Origin of the sequence: Nodosilinea sp. LEGE 07088, assembly GCF_015207395.1 — a bacterium.
GTDB lineage: Bacteria > Cyanobacteriota > Cyanobacteriia > Phormidesmidales > Phormidesmidaceae > Nodosilinea.
In genome coordinates this window covers 13,971-34,086 of record NZ_JADEWX010000049.1, presented here as the reverse complement: position 1 = coordinate 34,086, position 20,116 = coordinate 13,971, and the positions used below count along the sequence as shown (strand labels likewise).

Sequence of the window (20,116 nt, the reverse complement as noted above, 5' to 3'; positions counted from 1 at the left end):
CTTAAACACGGGCAACGCTGCGTTTAGCAGCCGTTGTTGTGTTTTCAGATCACTTGTGCCAGCCTGTCCCAAGAGCTCCCAATAGACCGGTAAGGCGTGAGTCCCCCACACCACACTGACCATGAAGATATTCCGTCCTTTCCATTCCGTGCGGTCGATAGCCAGAATCCAATAGCCGTGTTTATGATGTTTGAGCGCTCTCAGACGGCGGCGTTGGTCACGGTTCATCCCCCGTCCCGTTTCCACTTGCCGGACCCAATATTTGAGCAGCGGAAACCACAGCACTTTGAGGGTCAATTTTGGCAAGGTTAGAAATCGCTGTAAGTTGCGTTTTCGACTTTGATACTGAATCGGCTGAGGAAAGACGCTGGCCAGTACCGAGAGCTTGACCTGCTGGTGGGCCTGTAGCAATAACAACAACAGCTGTAAGGTCAAGTATTGGGTTTCACTGAGGTGGGTGCGAAGAGTGGTTTGGTAGGATGCAGGAAACATATTGGTTTAGGGGAGCTGCACTGAGGCTCCCTATTTTTTGTCCCCTTTATTGTCTCAAAGCCCTGTACCGCATGACGTTGAGTACCCTTGTCACCCGTTAAGCCCGCAACATAGGGCTAGACCACATGGTCGAGTTGCACAGTCGTGCTACACAGTCGCCCAGGGTTGCCCGTAACGTAGTAAAACGAGTAGAGGCCGCTACGCCATAGCGCTTTAAACGTCCTGCCCCAAGCCATCATGCCCTTCTCTGCCCCACTGGATGGATCTCTTCGACCATAGCCGTCAGGCACAACTGGCCAAAGACGCGCCCCTGGCAGCGCGCATGCGCCCTCGCAGCCTCGATGAGTTCATTGGGCAAGATGCGGTGGTGGGGCCGGGTCGCCTGCTGCGTCGAGCAATTCAGGCCGACCAGCTGTCGTCGCTGATTTTTTTTGGCCCCCCGGGCACCGGCAAAACCACCCTGGCCCAGATTATCGCCAACACCACCAGTGCCCACTTCATTGCCCTCAACGCCGTGCTGGCCGGGGTCAAAGATATTCGCGAGGCGATCGCCGCCGCCCAGGACCTGCGCGGCCAGTACGGTCGGCGCACCATTCTCTTTATCGACGAGGTGCACCGCTTCAACAAAGCCCAACAGGATGCGCTGCTACCCTGGGTGGAGAACGGTACCGTGATTTTGATTGGGGCCACCACTGAGAACCCCTACTTTGAGGTGAATAAGGCGCTGGTCAGCCGCTCGCGCCTGTTTCAGCTGAAGCCGCTGGAACCGCCCGATCTCTACCGGGTCGTTGCTCTGGCCCTGGAGGATGGAGAGCGAGGCTACGGCGATCGCGCTATTACCCTAGCGCCCGATGCCCTCGACCACCTGGTCAACGTGGCCAATGGCGACGCCCGCGCCCTGCTCAACGCGCTGGAGCTGGCGGTCGAAACCACGGATGTGGACAGTGACGGCCACCTCCACATCACCCTGGCGGTGGCTGAAGACTCGATTCAGCAGCGGGCGGTGCTCTACGACAAAGAGGGCGACGCTCACTTCGACACCATCAGCGCCTTTATCAAGAGCGTGCGCGGCTCTGACCCCGATGCCGCCCTCTACTGGCTGGCCCGCATGGTCTACGCGGGTGAAGACCCCCGCTTTATCTTTCGGCGACTGGTGATTTTGGCCAGCGAAGATATTGGTTTGGGCGACCCCCACGCCATCACCGTGGTGACCAGCTGCGCCGCTGCCTTCGATCGGGTGGGCTTGCCCGAAGGGCGTTATCCGCTGGCCCAGGCCACGCTATATCTGGCCACGGCTCCCAAATCAAACAGCACCATGGGCTTTTTTGATGCCCTGGCCGCCATCGAACGGGAGCGCGAGCGCGAAGTACCCAGCCCCCTGCGCGACGGCAACCGCGACCAAGCGGGCTTTGGCCACGGCCAGGGCTACCTGTATCCCCACGCCTACCGCGACCACTGGGTAGCCCAGCAGTATTTGCCCAGCGGCCTCCAGGGCCAGGTGTTTTACCAGCCCTCCGACCAGGGCTACGAGGCCACTATTCAGATTCAGGTGGCCCAGCAGCGCGAGGCCCAGCTGGCGGCCCTGGTCGATGGCGGCGGTGCCCTGCCCGAGGTGCTGACCTACAGCCCCAATGACCCGGCCCGCGATCGCTGGCTGCAGCGCACCCTGAGCAAAACCGGTGAACAGCTGGGCCACCTGCGCGATCGCCTGTTTGACCTGGCCCCGCCCCAGCGCCACCACCGCGTTCTCGATCTCAACGCCCGCACCGGGTTGCTCACCTGGGAAGCCCTACGTCGGGTACCCGAGGGCGGCGTCTATGCCCGCGTTCATAGCGCTCAAGACCATGCCGCCCTCGAAGAACAGGTGGCCCAACTGCCAGAGCTGGCTCGACCAGTGCTGGTGCACGCCGACTTTGAAGCGCTGGCCACCTACCTACCCGCCCATACCCCCGGCATTGGTTTTGAGCGCATCGTTGGTCGCAATGCCTTTGCCCAGGCCGCTAACCGCGATCGCTTCGTAGAGATTATCCAGCAGCTGCTGGCCCCCGACGGTGTGGTGCTGCTGGTCGAGACCATTCCCCGCTACAGTCAGCCCATTTCGGCCCTGCTCGACCCTGCTGACCTCAGCCAGGCTCTAGTCAAGCGCTGGCACCGGGCCGAAGCCGCGATCGCCAACTCCACCGCCGACGCCCGCTTCAACTGGCAGGCCCAAACCCTAAAGGATCTGTTTAAAGACGCCGGGTTTAGGGCTCAGCTCACCGACGACGCCCTTGACACCAGTGTCTACATCTCAGCGGCACTGGTGCAACGCTGGTTTGCCGTCGATGGCACACCCCCCAGCTATCGCGACCAGCTCGCCCACCAGCTCACCGAAGGCGATATTGCCGCCATTCACCAGTGTTGCCAGCGGCAGCTTCAGGGGCAGACGGTGTCATGGCGATCAACCGTGGTGTACCTCACGGCTAGGCGGCAATGCGATACACCACGGTTGCCCTTGTCTGTTGAGTGAAGATGGGGGGTGCCGCCGCTTCCCAGGCGTCAGACATGAGTGCCTACAACATCGCGATGCCCTCGCCATCATCGCTGCACGTCAGCGGCGGGTACATGGCCTTTGATTAGGTAGCCATCTACAATCGGCGTTTGGCAGGCGGTCTAAGTCACTGGCCTTTTGGGCAACACCGTGGCGCCAAGCTGAGGCTGTGGCTGGGGCTAAAACTGGCCTGGGGCAACGAATAGAAAGACTATGCCCTACAGGGTGGCTGGGAAAATCTCTGGAGAAAACATCTCGAACAATGCCCGACAGTAGGGTTCGCAATACTGCATGTTATCTGATCCGACACAGCGGTTTATTTCCTGGTGCAAAAGGCTAGCCATCAGCCGTACCAATTCCCAATCTACTCGCAGAGTTGGATACAGCATTACGCACAGAGGAAAGAGCTCTTGGGCAATGGCTCCAATGTTATTTTCCAGCACACAGGTCCATAGATAAATCTGGAACATTTCCACATCTCGGACACTGGAGACGCGCACGGCTTCGCTGGTTAGTTGTCCAGTATAAGTGGCATAGTTGGGGTAAACCCTAGCAACCCTATCGACAATAGAGTGAGCAATTGTGGTAATGGCTGGTAGCGCCAGACGCAGGGTTTTTAACCGAGGATGGTCATAGTCATAATTAGCCGCTGCCTCATAGGCCCGGTGCAGCGGCATGTATAGCTGATCGTCTACGACTTTGAAGAAGTCTTGTAGAGCACGCTGCTCTGATTCGGGTGCTCTCTGCGTCAGCATTTGACCACAGTAGTGAAACTGCATGCTAACAAACCCAATCACCCTAGGATCAGTAGCGGTATGGGCTGCACGAATGGTTCCCAGCTTTTTAGATGCTTCCACCGAAAACCGCTGGGGAGTAATGTTGTTGGCGTAGGCATCTAAGGCCGCTTCGTAAACCTGGTGAACATCTTTAGAAATTGCCCACGGATCAATCAGGTCGCGCCTAATTTGATGCCGTCGTACCTCATGGGCTAAAAGGCTTTCGGTCTTGTGCCAGGCGCTAGCGCTTACAGACCGCATAGCATCAAGCAAGCTCTTAGAAACATCTGTCTTTGCTTTAGATTGCTCTAAGGACGTTAGCACCTGGTCTTGGTAGCGCAAGTCATCGACGTACTTCTTAGCCCAAACTTCTGACAGAGAGAACTCTTGACCGTCAGGCTCAGCCTCTGTCAATAAACGCATGTATGACTGATATTTTTCTGGCAGCATAGAAACGAACCTGCCTTTCTTTTTAAAGCAGCAATTTATGAACACCGACAGTAGGCAAATATAGCTGGATTCATAACTAAAAAATTAGCTAAAGTTCAGCAAGACAGACATCCTACGGACTCTTAACGCTTATTTTTCAAGTATGAGAAACGCTATAGCGGTTCCTGAGCGGATGAAGTATTGTAGGAGCCTTGCTAGATAAGCGTTACAGGCATCTGTGCGTACCTCACGCCAGCGAGAACCGCTATATGTTGACTTTTTATTATCAGATGATGTTAAGCCTTATTAAGGTTGGAAGTCAACTGTCTGGTTTCTTCGCTTCAATCCAGCGATATTAGCTTTGCCCTGTGATGCTTAAACCGGTCCATAGAGTTATCACACGATCTGCTCTAACGCAGTAAGATCTAAGATTGATCCATCCTTATATCCCATACGCTCTGAGACCTATGGTCGGCTCTGCTCGCAAATACCACATCACTACCTTCGGCTGCCAGATGAACAAAGCCGACTCTGAGCGCATGGCTGGCATTCTCGACACCATGGGTCTGACCTATATTGACGACCCCTTCGCCGCCGATGTGGTGCTCTACAACACCTGCACCATTCGCGACAATGCCGAGCAAAAAGTCTACTCATACCTGGGTCGCCAGGCCAAGCGCAAGCACGAAAACCCTGAGCTAACCCTGATTGTGGCCGGGTGCGTCGCCCAGCAGGAGGGTGAAGCCTTACTGCGCCGGGTGCCCGAGCTGGACCTGGTGATGGGGCCACAGCACGCCAACCGCCTGCAAGACCTGCTAGAGCAGGTGCTCGACGGCAGCCAGGTCGTAGCCACCGAAGAGGTGGACATTATGGAAGACATCACCAAGCCCCGGCGGGAGAGCACCGTTTCTGCCTGGGTGAACGTGATCTACGGCTGCAACGAGCGCTGTACCTACTGCGTGGTGCCTGGGGTGCGCGGCGTCGAGCAATCCCGCACGCCAGAGGCCATTCGCGCCGAGATGGAGGACCTGGGCCGCCAGGGCTTTAAGGAAGTCACCCTGCTGGGCCAAAACATCGACGCCTATGGCCGCGACCTGCCCGGTTCCACCATCGCTGGCCGACACCAGCACACCTTGACCGATCTGCTCTATTTCGTTCACGATGTGCCCGGCATTGAGCGCATTCGCTTTGCCACCAGCCACCCCCGCTATTTTACCGAGCGGCTGGTGCGGGCCTGTGCCGAGCTGCCCAAGGTGTGTGAGCACTTCCATATTCCCTTTCAGTCGGGGGATAACGACGTGCTGAAGGCCATGGCGCGGGGCTACACCCACGAAAAGTATCGTCGCATTATTGATACCGTGCGTCGCTACATGCCCGATGCGGCCATCAGTGCCGATGCGATCGTGGGATTCCCCGGCGAAACCGAGGAACAGTTTCAGCGCACCATGGACCTGGTTAACGACATCGCCTTCGACCAGCTCAACACGGCGGCCTACTCCCCTCGCCCCGGCACCCCGGCGGCCCTGTGGGAAAATCAGCTGTCGGAGGAGGTCAAGCGCGATCGCCTGCAACGACTCAACCATCTGGTCAACACCAAAGCCGCCGAACGCTCCCAGCGCTACCAGGGCCGCATCGAAGAAGTGCTGGTGGAAGCGATCAACCCCAAAGACCCCACCCAGGTGATGGGCCGCACCCGCGGCAGCCGCCTCACCTTTTTCCCCGGCAATTTCGCGGCGCTAAAGGGTGAATTGGTGCAGGTGAAAATTACCGAAGTTCGCCCCTTTAGCCTCACCGGGGAACCGATTCAGGCTTTGGCTACAGTCAGCTAGCCAACCTACAGAAGCACCTGCTTAAGCTCAGTGCTTAAAAAAGTATCAAGCTGAAATCCTGACTGTAAAGAAGCCGTTATCTTTAGGAGAAAGCTCAGGGAAAATTTTTGCATGAGTGACGTTGGCTTTTGGAGACCGGTCTATCGGCTGTTCAAGCCTGATGAACCACTCATGAAAGAAGATCTACAAGACTTCTACGTGCGCCGAGACGATAGCCCGGTGGATAGTCTGGTAAACCTGCTGGCCATGGAAGAGGAGTCAGCCAAGTTTTTACTTGCAGGGCACCGAGGCGGCGGCAAAACCACCGAGCTGAGGCGGTTAGAGCAGGCCTGCATTGCTGACTACACCGTAGTCTGGGTGGATACGGATGCAGCTCTTGATAAATTCAACATTGGCTATGCCGAAGTTGTCGTCTTAATCGGCATGAGCATCGTGCAGCAACTGCGGGAAAGCGGCTGGAAGCTGCCCCGAAAACTAGAACAGGATCTATTGAGCAGTCTGGCGCGAGTCACCTATCAAGACAAAGTGACTGGGGGTAGGCAGCTAGAACTACCCAAGCTGTTTACCGAATTAGGAATGCTGTTGAGAGTGGGGTTTCAGAAAGAAACGACTCAAACGCGAGAGGTGCGCCCTGCCCTGAGTGAGATTCTTGATCGGGTGAATGCTATCATTGCCGCTGCAGAAAACGACCGGCCAAAGCTCTTGGTAATTGTAGATGGGCTAGACCGCAAGGATTTTGAGGTCGCTCTGGCAATGTTCTCCAGCTCGTTACTGACCGATTTGACCTGTCACATTGTCTACGCTATACCAATCTCACTGCGCTACTCGCCCGCCTTTCGGCAACCCATGGAGGGGTTTGGAAGGTGCCTCGATTTAGCCAACATTCCAGTTTTTAAGTGTGATGAGCAGACACGCCCCACGACAGAATCAGACCGGGTAGGGCGGCACATCTTGACTACGGTAATCGAAAAACGCCTGGAAAAGTTGGGTGATGCATACAATCATCTATTCACGCCAGATGCTCTAGACTTGCTGTGTGAAAAAAGCGGTGGGGTAATGCGCGATTAGTGCGGCTGGCCAAAACCGCTTGCGAAGTGGCCCTCCGAAAGCAGGCCAATCAAGTAGATCTGGCCACGGCCCAGGATGCCGTTCGGGAAGTGCGGAGAACCTATTCCATTGAGGACTACCACTTTCCAGAGCTAGCGGCAGTGCATAGTACCGGAGGCCTCACCAGCAAAACCTACGACTCGCCCCGAGAAGGCAAGATCGTCATCTGCGACAAGCTTTTGCACTACAAATTAGTATTGGGGTATGAAGACCCAAAAAAGGGGCGATGGTTCGACGTGAACCCGATCGTGATTGAAGATTTAGACCGTTGGCAAGCCACGCAGGATTGAGCCTATGGTGACCGTCGCTGAAACAAATCTACAGCCCCTTAGTGCCCCAGACCACGAGGAACTGAGCAAGCTGGTCAACGAAGTGGCGCTGAGCGAAACCAGCTTGACCCTATACGCCATTGCCCCCGAAAGCGCCCCCGACCATCCGGTGGTCGAAGCGCTTAGAGCTGAGTTAAGGGATGGCGAGGAGCCGCTACAGTTTCTCAACTTTTTCTACAGCGACAATTCACTATTTAACTTTTTAGCCGACTTGGATAATCAAGCTCCCCCAGCAATGGGGCGGCGGGTAGTGCTGGCATTTGGCTTAGAGCAGCTGCCCAAGCCACGACTCAAGCAAGAGCTAGAGCAGCTCAACCTAGCCCGCGAAAAAATCTTTGAGCAGGGGCTAGTGCTGGTCTTTTGGCTGAACCAGGAACGCTTTTTAGACGAGTTTCGTAACCGCGCCCCCGACTTTTGGGACTGGCGGGGCAGAGTAGCCCGATTTGAAACTCGCCACCCGCTGCTTTATCCCTATCTAGAATGGCTGATTGCCGACAACGCTTACCTCACCATGAGCGGAGTGATGCAGGTAAACCGCCAGGTGGATATTTTTCTTGATCAAATCTATGTGTCGCTACAGGCCGAGCGGCGACAGCAGGTGGCGGCAGTCTCTAAGCACCAGCGGGCCTCGGTGGGCAAAGTCGCTAGCCTGCGTCAGGCCAGCCCTAGTTCTCGCAGCAGTCAGGAGGAGGATCTAGAGCCTGATTTCGCCCCTGCACCCGAGTTAGAAATAGAGTCGTCGGTGTCAGAAGTTGAAACTAGCACGACAAAAACAGTGACTGAGACGGTCGACTTGGCCGACGTGGTGCGAGGTTCTTATAGCTGTAGCGTCATTTTAGGAGCACCAGGAGCGGGCAAAACCACCCTCCTCAAATACCTGGCCCTGCATTTTGCCAAGGCTCTGCGGGATAAACAGGACATCGTGCAGGGAGGAACTGAGCAAGAAAAGTTGGGCGAAACTCGATGGCCAATTTATTTCAAAATTGCAGACTATGCCGAGCGGCTAGAAACTCACCCAGAGCTGGGTTTATTGGACTACCTCCAGCAGTTTTATCGCAACTGGGAAGATTACTTTGACGGTGATGATGAGGCATCGGCCCTGTCTAGCAGGCTGCTAGAGCGCATGCAGGGGGGCAACTGTCTGATATTGCTCGATGGCCTAGATGAAGTTTTTGACCAGGAGAGTCGGCGGCAAATTGTAGGCCGCATTAACGATTTTGCCGAGCAGTTTGGCCACAACAAGCTAATTGTCACCAGCCGCATTGCCGGATACCAGGAGGTGAAACTGGCCAGCCGCTTCACCGAGTTCACCATTACCGACATGAATGACGTCCAGGTGAGCGACTTTTTGCATCGCTGGTGTCGGGCGGTAGAAAAAGCTCAAAAGCCAGATGCTACTGCGGAGCAGCAGGAGCGGGCGGGAGACCGGCAGGCTGAGCAGATTTTAAGCGATATTCAACGCAGCGAGGGGGTAAAGCGGCTAACAACCAATCCACTGCTATTAACGATTTTGGCGCTGATTCATCGCAATGGGGAGCAGCTACCGGCGCGGCGGGTGAAGCTGTACGAACTGGCGGTGCAAACCCTGACGGCAGACTGGCAGCTCAGCAAAAAGCTACCTAACATGCAGAAAGTGCTGTTGCCTGAGGGGGAAGTGGTGGAATTGCTGGCCCCCCTGGCCTACTGGATGCATGAAGAAAAACCCTCGGGTCAGGTAACCCACGCTGAGTTGAACGAGCAACTAGCGCCTAGGCTCGCAGCCCTGCGGGGTGAAGCCTCAGACTCGCCAGAAATTCTCGGCGCGGTTGAAGAGTTTTTACGCCGCGTGCGAGAAACCACCGGGCTATTTGTGGAGCGGGCACCCGATGTCTATGGGTTTATGCACCTCACCTTTGAAGAATACTTTGCGGCCCGCGACATCGCCGATCGCGATCGCGAAGAGATGCTGGAGACGATTCAACAGCACTGGCGCGAACCACGCTGGGTAGAGCCAATTTTGCTAGCGCTGGGGTACTACGGCAATCATAGCCCCAGCCAACTCAATCGACTGTTTGAAAAATTGTTTGAAGGTTTAGTTGTCTACCAGCCTGTACCGGGCCAAGACGACATTAAGCTGCTGGGGGGAGACTCCCCTGATGCCCAAATTCAATGGTTCAAGGCAGATAACCCTAGTCAAAAAGAGGCGATTTCTCTTAAGGAACTGCTGTTTGCAGGCCAGGTCATTGCCGAGGTAGCCGAAGTCAACGCCAACCCCCGCAAGAAGCTGATCTACCAGTTAATTTGCACAGGGCTAGCTCTGGCAATTGACGCGGATGATGCCGAGAAAGCTATCGTTAAACAAATTTTGCAGCTACTGCGGCAAATTGAGCAGTTCCATCAGCGGGGAGAAGTGGTTGAAGCCCTGCGACAGTTTAGCCAAAACGCCACTCTGTCGAGGGAAATGCGGCTTAAAGCTCAGGTGGCAACGTTCTATGTAGTCTGTGGCGAGGCTGGTCCTAACCTGGCAGATTGCGTTTCTGAACTGGTTGAAGGTATGGAGCCAGATTTGTTTTGTGCCTTGCGAGATTTAGTCAATGACTTGGGCGCAGAGATTAGCCCCAATTTAGAACTGCTCAGCGAACATCAGGAGTTGGTGAAAGGGCAACATTCGCTCGCCTTTATAACCGCCATGAGCTATGTGCGAGAAAAACACTATGACAAAGCCGTTGCCTTGTTTGAAGCTCTATCTGAAGCAAAATATTCTCTGTTGAGCCCGTATGCTGCCTGGTCATTAGCGACCTGCCATCAAGAGAAAGAAGATTATGAAAAAGCCAACGACTTTTACCAAACCTGTTTTGAGCAACTGGCTGATTTTATTGAACCCAATGCTTTTTTAGTCTACTGGAGAAATCGAGGAATTTGTCAGCGCCTGCATGAAAAATATGAGCAATCCCTAAACTGCTTTCAGCAAATGTTGACTATTGCCAGGGAAATTTTAAGGCCTCAGGAGGAGGCTTCAGCTCTTTATCACCTAGGCAAAACTTATCAAGATTGGGGCAAGTATGCTGAGGCGATCGCTCACTACGAGCAAAGCCAAGATCGCTATCAGCAGCTTGAGAAAGAGTCTGATGTGGCTAAGCAATGGTACTGGATGGCAGTTTGCTACCACGTATGGGGCCGGTATGAGCAAGCCTTGACCGCCGCACAACAAGAATTATCTTTTCGCCAAAAGCTCAACGAACCGTCCAGAATTGCTCTAGCCTACTACCTACTAGGCCACATCTATCAAGGCTGGGGCAAGTATGGCGAGGCGGTCGCCCACTACGAGCAAAGTTGCGATCGCTATCAGCAGCTTGAGAAAGAGTCTGATGTGGCCAACCAGTGGTACTGGATGGCAGTTTGCTACCGCAAGTGGGACCACTATAAGCAAGCGTTGGAGGCCGAAAAGCAGGACTTAGCGCTGCGCCAAAAGCTCGACGACCAACCCAATATTGCCCTTGCCTACTACCAGTTAGGCCGCATCTATCAAGGCTGGGGTAAGTATGGTGAGGCGATCGCTCATTACGAGCAAAGCCGCGATCGCTATCAGCAGCTTGAGAAAGACACTGATGTGGCCAACCAGTGGTACTGGATGGCAGTTTGCTACCGCGAGTGGGGTAAGTATAGGCAGGCTCTAGACGCTGAACAGCGAGCCTTAGCCCTACGTCAAAAGCTCGACGACCAACCTGGAATTGCCGATGCGTATTGGCAGCTAGGCCGCATCTATCAAGCCTGGGGTAAGTATGCTGAGGCGATCGCGCATTATGAACAAAGTCGAGACCTCTATAAGCAGCTCGAGAAAGACTCCAATGTGGCTGATCTATGGTATTGGAAAGCAATTTGCTACCGTGAGTGGGGCCGATATGAGCAGGCCCTAGAAGCTGAACAGCAAGATTTAGCCTTGCGGCAAAAGCTCGACGACCAACCTGGAATTGCCGATGCGTATTGGCAGCTAGGCCGCATCTATCAAGCCTGGGGTAAGTATGAAGAGGCGATCGCATATCACGAACAAAGCCGCGATCGCTATCAGCAGCTTGAGAAAGGCTCTGATGTGGCCAACCTGTTCTTCTGGATTGGAGATAGTTATAAAGATTGGGGCCAATATGAACAAGCCATTGAAAGTCATCGGCGCTGTTTAGAACTGAGACAACTCGAAGCAGAACCATCGAGACTAGCTTTGTCTCTTTACCAGTTAGGGCAAATCTATCAAGCCTGGGGTAAATATGATGAAGCGATTACCCACTATGAACAAAGTCGCGATCGCTACCAGAATTTGGGAAAACAGAAAGAAGTATCCTGCTGCTGGTACAACCTGGCAGGGTGTTATAGAGAATGGAGTCAGTATGAGCAGGCATTGCAATGCGAACGGCAAGACCTAGAACTCTGCCAAAAACTTGATCTTCAAGAAGACATTGCGCTCGCTTACCACCAGTTAGGCCGCATCTATCATGCCTGGGGTAAATATAAGGAGGCGATTGCTTACCATCAACAAAGCTTAGATCTTTATAGAAAACTTGATTTACAGCAAGCTGTAGCTAATCAGTTTTCTTGGATAGCCTCTTGCTATCGAGACCTAAAAGACTATCCCCAAGCTATCAAGCATTACCAAAGCAGCCTTGAAAAGCACCAGACCCTCGGATATACCGAAAGCGCGGTGTGGCGGTTACAGCAACTAGCCAATACTCAGCGCCTCCAGGTCAAAGATAGCCCTCGCGAAGTCGCTATTTTGCTGCTTCAATCAGCGGAGAGCAACCTCCAGCAGGCGATCGACCTCGGCACTGCAAATGACTATCGCCAAAACCTGGCCTACGACCAAATCGCCCTGGCCCTACTCATCGCTGAGCGGCTTCGGTGGCTACCAGCAACAAGCAATTCCATCCCCGAACACATTACCCAATTTGAGCAAGCCGTCGCCGACGGTTTTGCCCGCTTGAACAAGCTGGGTCAAACCGTAGACCGTGCCGACGAAGCCCTCGACATAGCCCGTGCCTATCTAGAAATCGAGCCCCTAGCCAATCTCGACAAAGCTGAGGAACTGACCCAGGAGGCGTTAAAGACCTTACAAGACTTCAACCGCCGCAAGCTGCAAGCGGCAGCCAACAAACTGCTCGGGGAAATTTATATCGCCCGCGCCCGTCGGTCAGAACCCAGTGCTGCGAGCATAGCGGCTGAATTTCTCACTACTAGCCTCACATTGTATCGCGAGCTTGATGTATCCAAAAAGGCGACTGAAGTAGAGCAGCTAATTGCCGGCCTCCAGGATTTGTGCTGAGGCCTGCTTAGCGACTCCCAGTTTGAAAGGGCGAACACCGTTCGCCCCTACGCCCCTATCGCCCTGTGGACCACCGGAACCACCACCCTGATTGGCCTCCTCGGTGTCGCTTCCGCCAGCGGTAAGCATACTCCCGATGAGTAGCCACTATTTAAGGGGGCGCGATCGCACCCCTCCCCTATCTACGCACCACCTATGGGGCAAGGTCGATAGGTTCAAATCTTGCATCTTGACAGGGGGGATGAGAGCAAAGGGCGTGAAACGTATATACAGCAGGGATCATGAAGATTCTTGCCCACGCTCAAGAGCTAATTTACCAACTGGTGGATGGGATGCCGAGTGCTTATCAGCGCCAATGCGCCACGCGATTCGTCAAGAGCTAAAGCGCTATCGACCTCGAGGACGTCGGCTGCATCTGCAAGTGATTTTAGATATGACGAGGATAGTCTCCAAACTCACGCTGTCAAGCATTAGTCCTTTTCAATGTATTTGCGAACGCTGTTGAGGTCGATATAGCGATCGGTCGCGTTGCGCAGTTCGCGGGCAATCATACCTTCAGTCGAAACTACGGTAATGTGAGTGTTCTTAGAGCGCAGTAGTTCAATGGCCCGCTCAAAGTCGCCATCACCACTAAATAAAACAACTTCATCGTATTGATCGACTGTGTTAAACATATCGATCGCGATTTCAATATCCAAGTTGGCTTTTTGAGAATATCGGCCTGAGTTATCGTCGTAGTACTCTTTGAGAATCTTAGTGCGAACGGTATACCCCAGGCTGATTAGAGCATCACGAAAACCCCGCTGATCTTGTGGATCTTTGAGGCCCGTGTACCAGAAGGCGTTGACCAAGGTCGTTCCACCGTCAAGGCTCAGGAAATATTCTAATACTCGCTTAGGATCGAAGAACCAGCCATTTTTCTGCTGAGCATAAAACATATTGTTGCCGTCTACGAATATCGATAGACGCTTTAAACCATATCTATTAGACATAAAAATTAGGGTAATTAGGGAAAATTATCTTATAGTAGCCAGGCTAGACACTGATCTTGTTTCTGACAGAGTCAGGACATTTTTTCCGGTCAATATAAAGCGTTCGACAGATCGACTAAAACCCACATTGAATAACTAAAGGACTCATTGCATAACTCGAAGAAGGATCTAAAGACAAAATTTTAGCGTTTTCTTCATAAAAAATCTAGGGATTAGTTGGGCTCAATCAGTAAATTTAGTAGCAATGGATAGTGGATTCAGCTAAAGTCACGGCGGAACCGGGGCAGAATATCTACAGGGCTATCCTACGCTTGGCATGGCCAAGGGTAGCAAACCCATCTAATTTATTTTGTTTACTAACCACTGTAGATGCCTTCGAATAGTCCTGTAGCCACTCTATCTGTATCCGACTGGAGTCGATAGGGTGAATTAGCATAGGCAGCTAGTATACCTGAAGACATAGCATATTCTGTAATGCATCAAATAAGATCAAGGGTGCAAATGGGCGAATAACGTTTAGATATAGGAATATTCAACATTTATCTGCGGGTTAGCCCGCTCAACCTGAGGAATGGCCAGCTCTCTATCATAGTACAAGTCTTGCACTGCCATTGTGGGGATAAGACATGGACTATCTAGGGGATACTACTGGTTTGAGCTTTGAGGGCAGTTTGTAACTCTAGCGGTAAGTTGTCCATGAAACGATAGCCCGTGGCGATCTCCAGCCGTTGAACAGAGGTTTGATAGCGACGCCAGTCTGGATCAATTTGGTCACTGTTGGGCATATCGACAGCAATGACTTTTGTGTCACTACCGATACCGAGCCCGCCATCGGCCAAGCGATCGTAGACCACAATAATTTTCCATAGCCGGGAAGGCACTGCGATCGCCCGGTTGCCCACACTACCCTGGGTACCGTAGGCCCCGGCCAGTACATGCAGGCTATGGTCGTACTGGTAGACCAGATCGCGCGTGTATTCTTCTAGCTCGCGCCAGGGTCCCCGGTTGTTGGCAGCTGCCTGAGGAATGATATTGGTCATGAGAAAGGTGGCAGAGTTGTCGCCAATCGTACGGGTGCGATCGCCCGATGGCACCACATGGCCGCGATCGTAGCCACTGCCCCGATAGTCGTTGGGGGTGACCTGATAAAACCCTCGGGGTAGGGCACCGTCGGGGCGAAAGTCGTTTTGGCGGTTGACCTGCCCCAGCCAGGCGGCATCGACCTCCCAGCTGGCCCAGTTGAGTCCGTTGCGATCGCGGTTATAGCTGAGCGCGTACTGGTGCCGCTGAATCAAATAGTTGTTGGGGTTTACCGCCGCCGCCTGGCTAGGGTTACCCAACACCAAGTGAGGGTTGCTCGACGGCGGGGCGGGCGGATCGGCTGGCAGGGGGGCAGCGGGCAGGAGCTCGCAGGCCCGGTCATTGCCATCCCCATCCAGGCCGTAGGGGTCGCCTCTAAAGGCCTCTAGCACCACCTGGGCCTGGGCCTGGGTGGCAAAATCGCCGCAGTTGCAGTCGTCATCGACGCAGGGCGGCAGGGCCGATAAATCGACCGGGGTCGACCAGGCAGCCAACCGCATTACCAGATCGCCACAGCCCGTTAGCCCCGCTCCCAGGGCCAACAGCAGCAGACAGCGAATCCAAACCTGAGTTAAAAAATTAGTCATGGCCTCGAAGGTGGCTAAAGGCACAGGCAAAGCCCTGGGCGATAATATAAATGTACTAAACTCATGTCTCGATCCGTCAAGGCGGCTCCATTGCCCTGGCTGAATCTATCGCTGGAGAGAGGGAGAGAGGTTGCAGAAGGGCTCGATAGCGTTAACAATATGAGACGTGGTCTGGCTAGCCTCCCGGTCTGTCCTGGGAATGTTTATCCCTGCGGACCAGGAGCGTCGCTGGGGCCAGGCGCAACGAAGTTTTCACGTTTTGCTCGTATCCCCGTTCATTACCAGGATGATTATGCTCAACCAAGCAATCGCCAAGCTACAGGCATGGTTCCCCGCCGATGCGGTACACGCCCACTGCGATGGCCCCTGCGGCGTTTATGATCCGTCTTCGGCGCGCGTAGCCGCTGAAGCGGTGCTGTCGATGACCAAAAAGCTCGTCGATCTGGAGCTGCCCGCTGCCGGTGACAAAGCAGCCACCGTCGCCTATAACAACACCTTCTCTCGCTATACCGCCATCAAAGAAGAGCAGGCTCAAATCACCAAAGATGAACTGCTCATTCTCTGGACCGACTACTTCAAGCCGGTGCATCTAGATCAGTTTCCCGACCTGCACGACACTTTCTGGAAGGCGGCCAAGCTCTGCTCTGCCTGTAAGGTTGAGGTCAGCGTGCAGCACGCTACCGAACTAATGGAAGCCGTGCAAAAAATTCACGGCATGTTCTGGGCCACTAAGAGCCGCGATGTGTCTTGGTACACCGCTAGCTAGGCTCGACCTGCGCTTGGCTGCTAGTTCTCCCCTTTCCCAACCGCCGTCGCTGTTGCGCAACAGCCATTTCACCGATGTGGTGCTGTGGTTATTGCGTCAGCGACGGCGGTGGCGTGTTGTGGGCGAGTCGATGGTGCCGCTACTACAACACGGGGTTGAGGTGCTGATTGACCCAGCGGCCTACCGGCAATGCCGCCCTCAGCCGGGGGATCTGGTGGTGGCCTACCATCCACGCCAGCCCGACCTGCCCATCGTCAAGTGGGTGGTGTATGTAGAGGCTGAGGGCTGCTTTCTCAAGGGGCTGAATGAATCCGCCAGCACCGACAGTCGTGAGTACGGCCTGGTGCCCTTCACCCATATTTTGGGCCAGGTGGTCTGCCGGTTTCCCTAGGCTGACCCGGGGGCGGAGAAAGGGAGTGCCACAGTGGCTATAGGCCCTGCCCTGGTCAATTACCTGTGACGAGAGATTACGATTTTTCTCGGGGATCGTCGCTATAACATCCCTGTCGAATAGGCCTAAAGCCTTCTGGGGTAAAGGGTTGAGCTATTATACCCCAGCCTTGAGGCCGAAGCCGATAGGGCACCTCGCAAGAATAGTTCACATCGGCAATCAGTAAAGTTAGCTAGGCTGAGATCATTGATACATAAGGAACTTCACTCCATGGAGAGGGGTTCCTCAACTGCGTTTTATCGCTCGTGATTTTCAAGGCATACATCGATGAATACCCTGTCTAATTCCACTGCTGCTACCCCCATTCGCTGGGTTGGGGCAGTTTTGTTTGCGCTGATGTTTTGGTTCAGCAGCAGCCTGCTGATGGATTTTGTGATTATGCCGGGGCTGTTTGTCGGCGGCATGATGAGCCAGCCCGACTTTGGTTCGGTGGGCTACGCCATGTTTTGGGTGTTTAATCGCCTGGAGCTGCTCTGTGCTGGCGTGATTTTGACGGGGCTGCTGGTGGCGCGCCAGTCTCATCGTCAGCGGGCGGTCGTGGCCAGTGGTCTGCGCAGCCGCTGGGCCGTAGAACTAGGGCTCGGGCTTTTGGCTCTGACGTTGGTGTTGACCTACGCGGTGGCCCCGGCGATGGCGGCTCTGAGCACCTCCCTAGACCCCTTTGCGGCCACCGTTGAGGTGCCCGCCACCATGAACCAAATGCACGGACTGTATTTTGCGCTAGAGGGCCTCAAGCTGTTGGGCTGTGGCGCCCTGCTCAGCTTGCTCTACGGCGATTTCAGCCGGGCTGAGGAGATTTAACCCAGCTCTTTCTAAACTAAGCACCCCTGGATTACCCGCTACCGAGTAATCCAGGGGTGCTTGGCATTTAGATCTACTACAGCCGAGTATGGATGATGCTCTGACGGGGGTCAACGGTGCGGCGATCGCGGATTTGTTCGTAGAGCTGGCGCTCGCCATCGCTGAGATGGCTGGGCGGGGTAATCACCACAGTGATCAGCAGGTCACCGCGATCGCCCCTCGGGTTGGGCCACCCCTTCCCCCGCAGCCGCAGGGTCTGCCCCGACTTGACCCCCGCTGGCAGGTTCATGGTCACGCTGCCGTCGGGGGTGGGCACCTCGATTTTGCCCCCCAGCACCGCCTCATCGGGGGCGATCGGGATTTCGGCGGTGAGGCCATCGCCCTCTAGCTTAAAGAAGCTATGGGCATCGAGCTGCACGACCAGGTAGATATCGGCGGGCTGCTTATTGTAGGGGTTGAGAGGGCCTTTACCCTTGAGCCGAATCTTACTGCCCTGCTTGGCTCCGGGGGGAATGCGCACGTCTACGCTGTCGCTACCAATGCGCAACCGCTTTTCGGTACCGTGAAAGGCCTCGCTGAAGGTCAGCCGCATCGCTGCTTCCTGGTCAAAGGATTGCCCGGCCCCAGGGTCGTAGCCAAACCCAGGCCCGCTCGGCCTAGAGCCGTAGGGAGAGGAGCGACCGCTTGGCCCCGAGGTGGCAAAGCGCCCCAGCAGTTCGTTGATAAACTCGTCGAAGCTGCCGTAGTTGCTAAAGTCAAAGCCACCCACGTCGCCCGGGCTGCCGTAGGGGCTGGCTCGATTGGCCTGCTGCCAATACTGGCCGTACTGGTCGTACTTTTGGCGCTTGTCGGCGTCAGAGAGCACCTCGTAGGCTTCGCTGACTTCTTTAAACTTGGCCTCGGCAGCCTTATCACCGGGGTTAACGTCGGGGTGATACTTGCGGGCCAGCTTGCGAAATGCCTGCTTGATATCGTCGGTGGTCGCCGTGCGACTCACCCCCAGTACGGCGTAATAGTCTTTAAAACCCGTAGCAGCCATTCCCGCCCTCCTAAAAACCTGCGCTGAACCCGTCAAGCGATTTTATTGTAATCAAATCTAGTCTTCAGGGCGGTTGCCGCCTGGCCCCAAGCCCTGCTTAACCCTGGCTTAAGCCTAGCAAACCTGTCGCTAGCACAGGGTTCGGTTTTCCATGCTGGGGCAGGGTCGTGACCCCGAATTATCTTACCCCCACCACGGCATCGAGTTCGGCGTAGTCGGGCAGCGTCGTATCGATCGGGGTGCCGTGGCGAATCACGCAGCGATCGCTCTGGGGTCGAGATAGCAGCTCGCTGAAGCTGCGGGCCTTAAACACCACCAGGTCGGCGGGGCGACCCACCCCAATCTGGCCCACCGCTAGCCCCATGATCTGGGCTGGGGTCTGGGTCACCGCCCGGGGCCAGTCGCCGATCGGGCGATCGAGGTGGCCAATGCGCACCGATTGGGTAAACACCTCCACCATATCGTGGTCACCGTAGGCAAAAAAGGCATCGCGGCAGTTGTCGCTGGCCAGGGCTACCGCCACGCCAGCTCGTTGCAGCTCGGTCAGCAGGGTGACCCCCCGGTAGCGAGGCGTGTGGCCCGGCTGGCGATCTTGCAGATAGAGGTTGCACAGGGGCAAGCTCACCACGCTCACCCCTGCGGCTTTGACCAGGGCCAGGGTGCTGCTAATGCGATCGCTCGACTGCACCGAGAGACTACAGCAGTGGCCGCAGTTGACTCGGCCCTGAAAGCCTCGGCGCAGCTTGGTTTCAGCAACGATCCGCAGGCCCTCTGCCGCCGGGTCAAGACTCTCATCGGCATGGAAATCTAGGTCTAGTCCCCGCGCTTCGGCCAGGGCAAAGGCTCGGTCGATCTGGGCTGCGAGACCCGGCTGGGGGTAAATTACCCCGCCCAAAAGACCGCCGTAGCGGGCCACGGTATCGGCCAGGGCCTCAACCCCAGGGCGTTCATAATCCTCCATCGCAACCAGGCACACCGCCTGGAGCGTGAGCCGTCCGGCCCACTCCCGCCGCAGCCGATCAAAAACCGCAAAACTAATGTCTGCTTTCCCGTCGGCACAGTCGAGGTGGGTACGCACCGCCTGGGTGCCGTGGGCGTAGCTACAGCGCAGCCCAAACGCCATCCGGGGGTAGAGATCTTCAGCGCTCCAGTGGCGCTGGTCAGCTAGGGCCGCCGCTAGGGCTGCACCAAAGGTGCCATCGGGGTTGGGGCTGCGCAACCAGGTCTGCCCCTTATCCAGGTGGGTGTGGCAGTCAACAAAGCAGGGCCACACCAGACTCTGGCGCAGATCCCAGACGGGTTGAGTCGAGACTAGTGGCTGGTGGGCCGAGACCACAGCGGCGATTTGCCCATCGCGCACTTCAATGTGGGCCGCGACTAAAGGTTCCGCCAACGGGGGTGCCGACAGGGCTGAAATCGGGGCTGGCCTCGGCACCGAAGCATCGAGGCCAGCCAGGGGCAGCCGTACATTTTGCAACCAGTAGTGGGAATGAGCCGCCGTTAGGCCCGGCAGCAGGGCGGTGGAACGCATAGAGTGGAAGCCGTAAGAAATTCATCGATGCCCGAGATCACACACCCAGACATACAGCCATTCGGGAAACACAGCGTACTCAGTTGT

General features: G+C 55.3%; 14 protein-coding genes and 1 pseudogene. 8 read left to right on the top strand and 7 right to left on the bottom strand.

Annotation, left to right across the window (positions count from 1 at the left end; genetic code table 11):
* Positions 1–492, bottom strand: a pseudogene (locus IQ254_RS13220) (IS4 family transposase); the annotation flags it as partial.
* 259 nt (positions 493–751) lie between these two features.
* Here IQ254_RS13220 and IQ254_RS13215 point away from each other — a divergent pair.
* A complete protein-coding gene (locus tag IQ254_RS13215) occupies positions 752–3,001 on the top strand; it encodes an AAA family ATPase (protein WP_193966623.1) in 2,250 nt (749 codons plus the stop codon).
* A gap of 68 nt (positions 3,002–3,069) precedes the next feature.
* On the opposite strand, the gene IQ254_RS33630 is transcribed toward IQ254_RS13215, so the two are convergent.
* Entirely contained in the window at positions 3,070–3,126 is a 57-nt protein-coding gene (locus IQ254_RS33630) for a DUF411 domain-containing protein (protein ID WP_369011303.1), read from the bottom strand.
* Positions 3,127–3,240: 114 nt separating this feature from the next.
* Complete coding sequence (locus IQ254_RS13205; RefSeq protein ID WP_193966622.1) at positions 3,241–4,221, bottom strand: hypothetical protein; 981 nt, start codon at positions 4,219–4,221, stop codon at positions 3,241–3,243.
* A gap of 473 nt (positions 4,222–4,694) precedes the next feature.
* On the opposite strand from IQ254_RS13205, the gene miaB reads away from it, so the two are divergent.
* From miaB to IQ254_RS13190, 4 genes are all read left to right on the top strand, one after another.
* Complete coding sequence (miaB, locus tag IQ254_RS13200) at positions 4,695–6,056, top strand: tRNA (N6-isopentenyl adenosine(37)-C2)-methylthiotransferase MiaB (RefSeq protein ID WP_193966621.1); 1,362 nt, start codon at positions 4,695–4,697, stop codon at positions 6,054–6,056.
* Between the two features lie 111 nt (positions 6,057–6,167).
* Positions 6,168–7,124 carry an AAA family ATPase gene (locus tag IQ254_RS13195; protein WP_228040642.1) on the top strand — a complete coding sequence of 319 codons (957 nt, stop codon included), beginning with the start codon at positions 6,168–6,170 and terminating at the stop codon, positions 7,122–7,124.
* Entirely contained in the window at positions 7,124–7,453 is a 330-nt protein-coding gene (locus tag IQ254_RS31505) for a hypothetical protein (RefSeq protein WP_228040641.1), read from the top strand. The genes IQ254_RS13195 and IQ254_RS31505 overlap by 1 nt, the downstream gene beginning before the upstream one ends.
* A 4-nt stretch (positions 7,454–7,457) precedes the next feature.
* Positions 7,458–12,782, top strand: a complete 5,325-nt coding sequence (locus IQ254_RS13190) for a tetratricopeptide repeat protein (RefSeq protein ID WP_193966620.1) — start codon at positions 7,458–7,460, stop codon at positions 12,780–12,782.
* 470 nt (positions 12,783–13,252) lie between these two features.
* On the opposite strand, the gene IQ254_RS13185 is transcribed toward IQ254_RS13190, so the two are convergent.
* Positions 13,253–13,774 (bottom strand): NYN domain-containing protein, encoded by a 522-nt coding sequence (locus IQ254_RS13185; RefSeq protein WP_193966619.1) that lies wholly within the window; start codon positions 13,772–13,774, stop codon positions 13,253–13,255.
* 635 nt (positions 13,775–14,409) lie between these two features.
* On the bottom strand, positions 14,410–15,441 hold the full coding sequence (locus IQ254_RS13180) for a DNA/RNA non-specific endonuclease (protein ID WP_193966618.1): 1,032 nt from the start codon (positions 15,439–15,441) through the stop codon (positions 14,410–14,412).
* Positions 15,442–15,733: 292 nt separating this feature from the next.
* On the opposite strand from IQ254_RS13180, the gene sodN reads away from it, so the two are divergent.
* The 3 genes from sodN to IQ254_RS13165 all read left to right on the top strand — a co-directional run bounded on the left by sodN (position 15,734) and on the right by IQ254_RS13165 (position 17,459).
* Positions 15,734–16,207 (top strand): superoxide dismutase, Ni, encoded by a 474-nt coding sequence (gene sodN / locus IQ254_RS13175; RefSeq protein WP_193966617.1) that lies wholly within the window; start codon positions 15,734–15,736, stop codon positions 16,205–16,207.
* A 13-nt stretch (positions 16,208–16,220) separates the two neighbouring features.
* Positions 16,221–16,598 (top strand): nickel-type superoxide dismutase maturation protease, encoded by a 378-nt coding sequence (gene sodX, locus IQ254_RS13170; protein ID WP_228040640.1) that lies wholly within the window; start codon positions 16,221–16,223, stop codon positions 16,596–16,598.
* Between the two features lie 327 nt (positions 16,599–16,925).
* Positions 16,926–17,459, top strand: a complete 534-nt coding sequence (locus IQ254_RS13165) for a DUF4149 domain-containing protein (protein WP_193966615.1) — start codon at positions 16,926–16,928, stop codon at positions 17,457–17,459.
* Between the two features lie 76 nt (positions 17,460–17,535).
* On the opposite strand, the gene IQ254_RS13160 is transcribed toward IQ254_RS13165, so the two are convergent.
* Together IQ254_RS13160 and IQ254_RS13155 are read right to left on the bottom strand one after the other, a co-directional pair.
* Complete coding sequence (locus IQ254_RS13160) at positions 17,536–18,498, bottom strand: DnaJ C-terminal domain-containing protein (protein WP_193966614.1); 963 nt, start codon at positions 18,496–18,498, stop codon at positions 17,536–17,538.
* Positions 18,499–18,676: 178 nt separating this feature from the next.
* On the bottom strand, positions 18,677–20,029 hold the full coding sequence (locus tag IQ254_RS13155) for a cytosine deaminase (RefSeq protein ID WP_193966613.1): 1,353 nt from the start codon (positions 20,027–20,029) through the stop codon (positions 18,677–18,679).
* Positions 20,030–20,116: the final 87 nt, after the last annotated feature.